Source organism: Pseudomonas sp. GW456-E7, assembly GCF_059424105.1.
This window is the reverse complement of the sequence record NZ_JBWKZB010000004.1, coordinates 226,862-235,890: the sequence shown is the minus strand read 5'-3', so window position 1 is coordinate 235,890 and position 9,029 is coordinate 226,862. Positions and strand designations below refer to the sequence as shown.

At 60.1% G+C, this 9,029-nt stretch carries 9 protein-coding genes and 1 riboswitch; of the genes, 4 read left to right on the top strand and 5 right to left on the bottom strand.

The features are described 5' to 3' along the window. Positions 1 to 77: 77 nt before the first annotated feature. Positions 78 to 527 carry a c-type cytochrome gene (locus tag AC07YV_RS05315; protein ID WP_015097171.1) on the bottom strand — a complete coding sequence of 150 codons (450 nt, stop codon included), beginning with the start codon at positions 525 to 527 and terminating at the stop codon, positions 78 to 80. A gap of 128 nt (positions 528 to 655) precedes the next feature. Here AC07YV_RS05315 and mltA point away from each other — a divergent pair, with 128 nt between their 5' ends. Continuing rightward, the gene (mltA, locus tag AC07YV_RS05310) at positions 656 to 1,840 is read left to right on the top strand and encodes a murein transglycosylase A (protein WP_102699929.1); all 1,185 of its coding nucleotides are present in this window, start codon (positions 656 to 658) and stop codon (positions 1,838 to 1,840) included. Positions 1,841 to 1,982: 142 nt separating this feature from the next. Here the strand turns inward: mltA and AC07YV_RS05305 are convergent, their stop codons facing one another. Together AC07YV_RS05305 and AC07YV_RS05300 are read right to left on the bottom strand one after the other, a co-directional pair. Beyond that, positions 1,983 to 2,366, bottom strand: coding sequence for an MAPEG family protein (locus AC07YV_RS05305; protein ID WP_102699930.1), 384 nt, complete (start codon positions 2,364 to 2,366; stop codon positions 1,983 to 1,985). 49 nt (positions 2,367 to 2,415) lie between these two features. Continuing rightward, positions 2,416 to 3,249 carry an EamA family transporter gene (locus tag AC07YV_RS05300; protein ID WP_102699931.1) on the bottom strand — a complete coding sequence of 278 codons (834 nt, stop codon included), beginning with the start codon at positions 3,247 to 3,249 and terminating at the stop codon, positions 2,416 to 2,418. A 317-nt stretch (positions 3,250 to 3,566) separates the two neighbouring features. On the opposite strand from AC07YV_RS05300, the gene AC07YV_RS05295 reads away from it, so the two are divergent. Then, positions 3,567 to 4,736, top strand: a complete 1,170-nt coding sequence (locus tag AC07YV_RS05295) for an MFS transporter (protein ID WP_102699932.1) — start codon at positions 3,567 to 3,569, stop codon at positions 4,734 to 4,736. 3 nt (positions 4,737 to 4,739) lie between these two features. Here AC07YV_RS05295 and AC07YV_RS05290 read toward each other — a convergent pair whose 3' ends face one another. Then, positions 4,740 to 5,636, bottom strand: a complete 897-nt coding sequence (locus AC07YV_RS05290) for a formate/nitrite transporter family protein (protein ID WP_102699933.1) — start codon at positions 5,634 to 5,636, stop codon at positions 4,740 to 4,742. Between the two features lie 147 nt (positions 5,637 to 5,783). Beyond that, positions 5,784 to 6,188, bottom strand: a complete 405-nt coding sequence (locus AC07YV_RS05285; RefSeq protein WP_102699934.1) for an acyl-CoA thioesterase — start codon at positions 6,186 to 6,188, stop codon at positions 5,784 to 5,786. A gap of 198 nt (positions 6,189 to 6,386) precedes the next feature. Continuing rightward, positions 6,387 to 6,486: riboswitch (S-adenosyl-L-homocysteine riboswitch) on the top strand. Positions 6,487 to 6,509: 23 nt separating this feature from the next. Here AC07YV_RS05285 and ahcY point away from each other — a divergent pair. Both ahcY and metF read left to right on the top strand, forming a co-directional pair. Beyond that, positions 6,510 to 7,919 (top strand): adenosylhomocysteinase, encoded by a 1,410-nt coding sequence (ahcY, locus tag AC07YV_RS05280; RefSeq protein ID WP_102699935.1) that lies wholly within the window; start codon positions 6,510 to 6,512, stop codon positions 7,917 to 7,919. Positions 7,920 to 8,079: 160 nt separating this feature from the next. Continuing rightward, positions 8,080 to 8,925: a methylenetetrahydrofolate reductase [NAD(P)H] gene (gene metF, locus AC07YV_RS05275; protein ID WP_007975449.1), complete on the top strand. Its 846-nt coding sequence runs from the start codon at positions 8,080 to 8,082 to the stop codon at positions 8,923 to 8,925. The last annotated feature ends 104 nt before the right edge of the window (positions 8,926 to 9,029 follow it).

Below are 9,029 nucleotides of genomic sequence, written 5' to 3'. Positions count from 1 at the left end.
GGCTCGCTCCCACAGGGTTATGCGACCACCTGTGGGAGCGAGCCTGCTCGCGAAGGCGTCAGACCGAACAACACCACTCAATGATCCCGAAACGCCTTATGACACGCACTGCAAGCATCTTCGACTTTCTGCACCGCCGGCCCCAGGTTGCTGGCCTTGTAGGGTTGAATCTGGCTGGCGATCACCAGTTCACCGGTGGCGGATTCAAGATCGCGGGCCATGCCCTGAAAGCGTGCCTGCTGCTCCCAGACATCACTCTTGGCGCTGGTGTGATCCTCTTCGCGCGCCTGCGGAAAATGCTGCCACGGCTCACGGGACAACCCATCGAGCTTCACCGCGCCCTCGGCGAATTTCGGGCCATCGAACGGGATCCGCCCGCGCAACATGCCGCCCAGGTCTTCGCCGGTCTTGAGCATCTGCTTGAAAATGGCCTTGCGTTGACCGAGCGGCGAGTTGGGGTCAACGCCGCCACAAGCGGACAATGTCAGGCAGGCCAGCAATACAACAGAAAGTCTTTTAAGAGTCATGGTGGCTTCAGGTCACGGGAAACGGCGGCCAGTATCCTCGCGTCATGGGCAAAGACCAATAGCCCTATTATCAATAAGGGTTGCTTGAACGCATGGAGCGATCAGGCAACCGGCAAAGGAATCACTCCATGAACAGCCGTTTCAAGGCATGGCGTCACAGCCTGGCCTGGTCCCTGCCGATGATGGCCCTGCTCGCAGGCTGCACCGGCGGCGACAAGCAACAACCGAAAACCCATGCCCTGGCCACTTACTCCAGCGCTACATGGGAAGCCCTGCCGGCGGTGTCCGACGCCGATCTGATCGCCGGTTTCGGCTCCTGGCGCAGCGCCTGCACCCGACTCAAGGCCGACCCGGTCTGGGGTGGCACCTGCGCGGCGGCTACCAACGTGCCGCAAACCGCCAGCGACATTCGCGGCTTTCTCAAGCAGAACCTCGATGTGTATGGCCTGCGCGCCGCCAACGACAACCCCAACGGCTTGATCACCGGCTACTACGAGCCGGTCTATCCGGGCAGCCTGACCCAGACCAGCATGGCCAATGTCCCGGTCTATGGCGTCCCCGAAGATATGATCATCGTCGCCCTCGACAGCATTTACCCGGAACTCAAGGGCAAACGCCTGCGCGGTCGGCTCGAAGGTCGCGTGCTCAAGCCGTACGACGATGCGGCCACCATCGAAAGCAAAGGGGTCAAGGCACCGGTCGTGGCCTGGCTGACCGATTCGATGAACCTGCAGTTCCTGCAAATCCAGGGTTCCGGTCGCATCCAGCTCGATAACGGCCGCCAGTTACGCATCGCCTATGCCGACCAGAACGGCCATCCGTATCGACCGATCGGCCGCTGGCTGGTGGAACAGGGCGAGTTGAAAAAAGAAGACGTGACCATGGGTGCCATCAGCACCTGGGCCAAGGCCAATCCGTCGCGGATTCCCGAACTGCTCGGCAGCAACCCCAGCTATGTGTTCTTCACCCGTAACCCGGACAGCAACGAAGGGCCTCGCGGCTCGTTGAACGTACCGTTGACCGCCGGTTACAGCGCAGCAGTGGATCGCAAGGTGATTCCGCTTGGCAGCCTGCTGTGGCTGTCCACCACCAGACCGGACGGTACCGCGCTGGTTCGACCTGTGGCAGCTCAAGACACCGGTGGTGCAATTGCCGGTGAAGTCCGGGCAGATCTGTTCTGGGGCACCGGCGATGCAGCCGGGCAACTGGCCGGGGACATGAAACAGCAGGGGCAGATCTGGATGCTCTGGCCCAAAGGTGCGGCGTTGCCGCAAGTGCCGCAGGTGGCCGATGCGGTTAAAACCAATCCTTGAGTCTCGCATCGCCTGACAAATAGCCTTCGCGAGCAAGCCCGCTCCCACACCGGATCACTGTCGAACACAGAATCTGTGTCCACTGAGGATCAAATGTGGGAGCGGGCTTGCTCGCGAAGAGGCCTTGATTAGCGCCTGATACTCAGACGGACACCACAAAGAAACTCACGATCAACGCCATCCCCACGAACCACATCAACGACCGCAGCGCCGCCAGGTCCGCCAGATAGAAAATGATGAAAAGCAGACGGCTGGTGATGAACAACACCGACAACACATTGATGGTGACCAATTCGGCGTTGCCCGCCAGGTGCGCCACGATCACCGCGGCTGCAAACGCCGGCGTCACTTCAAAACTGTTCAGTTGCGCCGCATTTGCCCGCTTGCCCAATCCCTCCAGGGAATCGAGAAACCCTCGTGGATCATGATTGTCTTTCAGTCGGAATCCGCCACTGACCTTCGCGACACCCGTGCACAGATACGGCAGGAAGATCGCAATCAAAATGCACCATAGAGCAACCGTCATTACGCAGTCCCTTCTTCAAGTTGTAGAAAATCGAATCCATCAACGGCGATCAGAACTTCATCACCAGTATGCCGATCAGCACCAGCCCACAGGCTAAGAGGCGTGGCCCGCCAAAAGGTTCTTTGAGGTATCGCATGCCAAACAGCACCACCAGAATGACGCTGATCTCGCGCAACGCTGCCGCTTCTGCAATCGAACCCAATTGCATCGCCCACAGCACCAGAGCGTAGCTGAACAACACGCAAAACCCGACCGCCAGGCCCAGGCGCCACTGTTCGCGCCAGAACAGCATGAACGCAGGGCGCTTGCGCACCAATGCCAACAATGGAAACGGCCAGGCACTGAGCAAGGTGACCCAGACCAGGTAATCCAGTGGATGAGACCAGCGCCGCAAGGCCTGACCGTCGATGTAGGTGTAGCAACCGATGCACAGGCCGATCAACGCCACCACCGGCAGCATCGACCACGGTAAGCGCGCACCGCCACCGCCCTGCCAGAGCAGGCACAGCATGCCGAACGGGATCAGCAGGATTCCGAAAATCTGCTGGTGGGTCAGCACCTCCCCGGCAAAGATCAGCGTCAGCGCCAGCACCACCAAGGGTGACAGGCCGCGCATCAGCGGATAGACCAGGCCGAGGTCACCGACCCGATAGGCCTGGATCAGCAAGTAGCGATAGAGCAACTCGAACGCCGCCGAGGCCAGGATCCACGGCCAGATCTCCAGCGGCGGCATGCTCAGGAACGGCACCATCAGCGCGACAAAGAGCAGCGCCACGCTGTCCATGCAGGCCACCACCAACAGCCGCTCCGCACTGAACTTGATCAGGGTATTCCACGCCGCGTGCAACAGCGCCGCCACCAACACCAACGCCGTCGCAAGCACGGCCCACTCCTTTTGTTGTCTACACGATCCCTGTGGGAGCGAGCTTGCTCGCGATGGACGTTAACGATAACGCGTGCTGTCTGGATAAACGCGTCGCCTTGACGTCTTTCGCGAGCAAGCTCGCTCCTACAGTATTCCGGTAGAGATTTGATTCGCCATATGTCAGCAGCTGTTTATACTGCAAACGACCACGCCGCACTCAGTTGCGCACAGACCAATTCCAATAAAAATCCTGCCCGACCTGCTCTCGTCGAGAACGGTCGTCGGCCTGCGTATGCCTGATCACAGCGTCAAGACTACCGACAGAGACCTTGCGCATGCCACTCGCTTTGCTTGCCCTCGCCGTTGCCGCCTTCGGCATCGGCACCACCGAATTCGTCATCATGGGCCTGTTGCCCGACGTCGCCCGCGATCTCGGCGTCAGCATTCCCGATGCCGGATTGCTGATCACCGGTTACGCCCTGGGCGTGGTGTTCGGTGCACCGATCCTCGCCGTCGGCACCGCCAACATGCCGCGCAAAGCCACCCTGCTGGGCATGACGCTGATGTTCATCCTCGGCAACATGCTCTGCGCGCTGGCACCGAACTACGCCACGCTGATGGCCGCGCGGGTGATCACGGCACTCTGCCACGGCGCCTTTTTCGGCATCGGTTCGGTGGTGGCTGCCGGACTCGTTGCCCCCAACAAACGGGCCCAGGCGATTGCCATGATGTTCACCGGCCTGACCCTGGCCAACGTGCTCGGCGTGCCATTGGGTACCGCGCTCGGGCAATTCGCGGGTTGGCGCTCGACGTTCTGGGCGGTGTCGGTGATTGGTGTGCTGGCCGCGATTGCGCAATGGGTCTGGCTGCCAAAAAACATTGCGATGGATAAAGCCAACCTGGCCAGCGAGTTCAAGGTGCTGGGCAAGGCCAACGTGCTGCTGGCCCTGGGCATGAGCGTGCTGGCCTCCACCAGCCTGTTCAGTGTGTTCACTTACATCGCACCGATCCTGCAGGACATCACTGGCGTCAGCCCCCACGGCGTCACCATCATGTTGCTGTTGTTCGGTGTGGGCTTGACCGCCGGCAGCATGCTCGGCGGTCGTCTGGCGGACAGCCGCTTGCTGCCATCGCTGGTGGGCATGGCATTGGCGGTGCTGGTGGTGCTGGCGGCATTCACACAAACCAGCCAATCGGTGATTCCGGCGGCAATCACACTGGTGTTGTGGGGGACGTTCGCCTTCGCGCTGTGCCCGATCCTGCAACTGCTGATCATCGATCAGGCCCATGAAGCACCGAACCTCGGCTCAACGTTGAACCAGAGTGCCTTCAACCTCGGCAACGCCGCCGGCGCATGGATTGGCGGCCTGGTAGTGGCCAGCGGCGCGGACCTGGCGGACTTGCCGTGGACCGGCGCACTGGTCAGCGGCTTGACCGTGCTGACCGCACTGTTCTTCATCTATCGCCAGCGTCGCAGTGCGGCTGCGCTGATTGCGGCGGGCTGAGCATCACCTTGATGGTTTTTTGATCTTCTGCGGATCAGGTGCCTGGCTCTGATCCGCTGACTCTTTCGGCGGCCCGCTTTCGCTGCGAATCTGCGCATGACTGATCAGCGCGAAAATAAAGCTGCCACCTATGATGTTCCCCACCAGCGTCGGCCCGGCGAACACCAGCCAGAAGTCCTTCCACGGCAACTCGCCGGCAAACACCAGATACGAAACCTCCAGCGAGCCGACGACGATATGGGTGAAGTCTCCCAGCGCCATGAGGTAGGTGATGAGGATGATGATCCACATCTTGGCGCTCTCCATGGACGGAATCATCCAGACCATGGTCGCGATCATCCAGCCGGAAACGATGCCCTTGGCGAACATCTGGCTGGCGTCGTTTTCCATGACCTTGCGGCCGATATCGAGGAAGGCGACGTCGGTCTTGCTGTCGAAAATCGGCAGCTCCAGCATTACGTACGCCACCAGCAAGGTGCCGCAGAGGTTACCGATCAGCACCACCGTCCACAGCCGCAGCAGACGGCCGAAGTTGGCCAGGGTCGGTTTGGTCATCACCGGCAGCACGGCGGTCAGGGTGTTTTCGGTGAACAGTTGCTGACGCGCGAGGATCACCGCGAGGAAACCGGCGCAATAACCGAAACTGGCGATGACCTTGAACCCTTCGCCGTCCGGCAGGCGCGAATTGAGCAGGCCCATGCCCATCAGCGACAGGCCCATGGTCAACCCCGCCGCCAGCGCCGACCACCACAAAGCTGCAATGCTGCGCTCCAGCTCCTGATCGCCCTGGGTTCGGATGATCTCGTGCAACACCGCGGCACGGGGCGGCTGGCTCTTTTCGACATCGTGCTCTTCTTGCGCCGAAAGGTTCGGGGTCTTGCCGTCTTGTGCCGAGTTCATGATGTGCGCAACCAGTGGCGGGCTATTTAGCTACGACACGCGGGGCTTCTATTCCGTTCTGTAGGAGCTGCCGCAGGCTGCGATCTTTTGATCTTTAAAAATCAAGATCAAAAGATCGCAGCCTGCGGCAGCTCCTACGGGCTCGCATTACGAGCCGGCGTCATCGTCCTGGAACTGGTCTTTGACGTACTTGATCTCGGTCCGGCCGTGGGGTGCCGGCAAGCCGTCTTCACCGAGGTTGACGAAGACCATTTTCTCGACCGTGAGGATGCTCTTGCGGGTGATCTTGTTGCGCACTTCGCAGGTCAGGGTGATCGAGGTACGGCCGAACTCGGTGGCGGTGATGCCCAGTTCGATGATGTCGCCCTGGCGCGAGGCGCTGACGAAGTTGATTTCGGAAATGTACTTGGTCACCACTCGCTGGTTGCCCAACTGGACGATGGCGTAGATCGCCGCCTCTTCGTCGATCCAGCGCAGCAGGCTGCCACCGAACAACGTGCCGTTAGGATTGAGGTCTTCGGGTTTTACCCATTTGCGGGTGTGGAAATTCATGCTCACTCCTGAACGTCTTGCCGAATGATGCTGAGCATCATGGCAGAGCCCGACCCAGAGCTCTATTGAGCATCGACTATGGTCTCGATTACCGTTCGGACATTGACCGACAGAAACGCTTTGGAAGATCGGCATAGCCCGCTATAATCGCCACCGTTTCAAAACGGTCATCATCACTTGATACCGTTTTCCCGCCACCTGTCCGAGGGGCGCTGCAGCAGGTTCGACCTGTCAGGCTCGGATGGGGCGTTGCCTGGCCTTAAGCCAGACACTAAACGCACAACGGCGCCCATTCGCATAGATTACGAATGGAGGCTCTTCATGAGCGCTGTTATCACGCCTGCAGATTTTACCGATTACAAAGTCGCCGACATGTCCCTGGCTGCCTGGGGCCGTCGCGAAACCATCATCGCCGAATCCGAAATGCCAGCCCTGATGGGTCTGCGTCGCAAGTACTCCGAAGAGCAACCGCTCAAGGGCGCGAAGATCCTCGGCTGCATCCACATGACCATTCAGACTGCCGTGCTGATCGAAACCCTGGTTGCCCTGGGTGCCGAAGTGCGCTGGTCGTCCTGCAACATTTTCTCGACTCAGGATCAGGCCGCCGCTTCCATCGCCGCTGCCGGCATCCCGGTTTTCGCCTGGAAAGGTGAAACCGAACAAGAGTACGAGTGGTGCCTGGAGCAAACCATCCTCAAGGATGGCCAGCCATGGGACGCCAACATGATCCTCGACGACGGCGGCGACCTGACCGAACTGCTGCACAAGAAGTACCCACAGGTTCTGGATCGCGTCCACGGCGTGACCGAAGAAACCACCACCGGCGTTCACCGCCTGCTGGACATGCTGGCCAAGGGCGAGCTGAAAATCCCGGCCATCAACGTCAACGACTCGGTGACCAAGAGCAAGAACGACAACAAGTACGGCTGCCGTCACAGCCTGAACGATGCCATCAAGCGCGGCACCGACCACCTGCTGTCCGGCAAGCAAGCGCTGGTGATCGGCTACGGTGACGTGGGCAAGGGCTCCGCTCAGTCCCTGCGTCAGGAAGGCATGATCGTCAAGGTTTCCGAAGTTGACCCGATCTGCGCCATGCAAGCCTGCATGGACGGTTTCGAACTGGTATCGCCGTTCATCGACGGTATCAACAACGGTACCGAAGCCAGCATCGACAAGGCGCTGCTGGGCAAGATCGACCTGATCGTGACCACCACCGGCAACGTCAATGTTTGCGACGCGAACATGCTCAAGGCCCTGAAGAAGCGCGCTGTTGTCTGCAACATCGGCCACTTCGACAACGAAATCGACACCGCTTTCATGCGCAAGAACTGGGCATGGGAAGAAGTGAAGCCGCAGGTTCACAAGATCCACCGTACCGGCGCTGGCGATTTCGACCCGCAGAACGATGACTACCTGATCCTGCTGGCCGAAGGCCGCTTGGTTAACCTGGGCAACGCCACCGGCCACCCGAGCCGCATCATGGACGGTTCGTTCGCCAACCAGGTTCTGGCGCAGATCTTCCTGTTCGGCCAGAAGTACGCCGACCTGTCGCCAGCCCAGAAAGCCGAGCGCCTGACCGTTGAAGTACTGCCGAAGAAACTCGACGAAGAAGTGGCCCTGGAAATGGTCCGTGGCTTCGGCGGTGTTGTGACTCAACTGACCAAGACCCAGGCCGACTACATCGGCGTGACCGTCGAAGGTCCGTTCAAGCCGCACGCTTACCGCTACTGATCGGTTCTGCTGCCTGCTCTCCCTGTGGGAGCGGGCTTGCTCGCGAAAGCGGTTCATCATTCAACATTAATGTCGACTGACCCACCGCTTTCGCGGGCAAGCCCGCTCCCACATGGGATTTGCAAGCCTCACAGGCTTACGCGTTTTCAAGGGTATTCCCATGTCCCAAGATCGTCGCTACAGCTTCGAGTTCTTCCCTACGAAGACCGATGCTGGGCATGAAAAGCTGCTCGCCACTGCTCGTCAGCTGGCCCTCTACAACCCCGATTTCTTCTCCTGCACCTATGGCGCCGGCGGTTCGACCCGTGATCGCACGCTGAACACCGTGTTGCAGCTGGAAAGCGAAGTCAAAATCCCTGCCGCTCCGCATCTGTCCTGCGTGGGCGACAGCAAAGACGACCTGCGCGGTCTGCTGGCCCAGTACAAGGCCGCCGGCATCAAGCGCATCGTCGCCCTGCGCGGTGACCTGCCTTCGGGCATGGGCATGGCCAGTGGCGAAATGCGCCACGCCAATGACCTGGTTGAATTCATTCGTGAAGAAACCGGCGACCATTTCCACATCGAAGTCGCCGCCTACCCGGAAATGCATCCGCAAGCGCGCAACTTCGAAGACGATGTCGCCAACTTCGTGCGCAAGGCCAACGCCGGCGCCGACAGCGCGATCACCCAGTACTTCTTCAACGCCGACTGCTACTTCTACTTCGTGGAACGTGTGCGGGCGTTGGGCGTGGACATCCCGATCGTGCCGGGCATCATGCCGATCACCAACTACAGCAAGCTGGCGCGCTTCTCCGATGCCTGCGGTGCGGAAATCCCGCGCTGGATCCGCAAGCAACTGGAAGCCTACGGCGACGACACCCAGAGCATTCAGCGCTTTGGCGAACAGGTCATCACCGAGATGTGCGAACAACTGCTGCAGGGTGGTGCTCCAGGCTTGCACTTCTACACACTGAACCAGGCTGAAGCGAGCCTGGCGGTGTGGAACAACCTGAAGTTGCCGCGTTAAGCAAAGCAAGATCAAAAGATCGCAGCCTGCGGCAGCTCTTGTAGGAGCTGCCGCAGGCTGCGATCTTTTGCTTTCAACGCACTATTAATGTGCGGCAACCCACG

What these genes read in the sequence shown, in the direction of transcription:
- AC07YV_RS05315 (WP_015097171.1), bottom strand. Translation starts at nt 527, where the DNA reads ATGACTCTTAAAAGACTTTCTGTTGTATTGCTGGCCTGCCTGACATTG.
- mltA (WP_102699929.1), top strand. Translation starts at nt 656, where the DNA reads ATGAACAGCCGTTTCAAGGCATGGCGTCACAGCCTGGCCTGGTCCCTG.
- AC07YV_RS05305 (WP_102699930.1), bottom strand. Translation starts at nt 2,366, where the DNA reads ATGACGGTTGCTCTATGGTGCATTTTGATTGCGATCTTCCTGCCGTAT.
- AC07YV_RS05295 (WP_102699932.1), top strand. Translation starts at nt 3,567, where the DNA reads ATGCCACTCGCTTTGCTTGCCCTCGCCGTTGCCGCCTTCGGCATCGGC.
- AC07YV_RS05290 (WP_102699933.1), bottom strand. Translation starts at nt 5,636, where the DNA reads ATGAACTCGGCACAAGACGGCAAGACCCCGAACCTTTCGGCGCAAGAA.
- AC07YV_RS05285 (WP_102699934.1), bottom strand. Translation starts at nt 6,188, where the DNA reads ATGAATTTCCACACCCGCAAATGGGTAAAACCCGAAGACCTCAATCCT.
- ahcY (WP_102699935.1), top strand. Translation starts at nt 6,510, where the DNA reads ATGAGCGCTGTTATCACGCCTGCAGATTTTACCGATTACAAAGTCGCC.
- metF (WP_007975449.1), top strand. Translation starts at nt 8,080, where the DNA reads ATGTCCCAAGATCGTCGCTACAGCTTCGAGTTCTTCCCTACGAAGACC.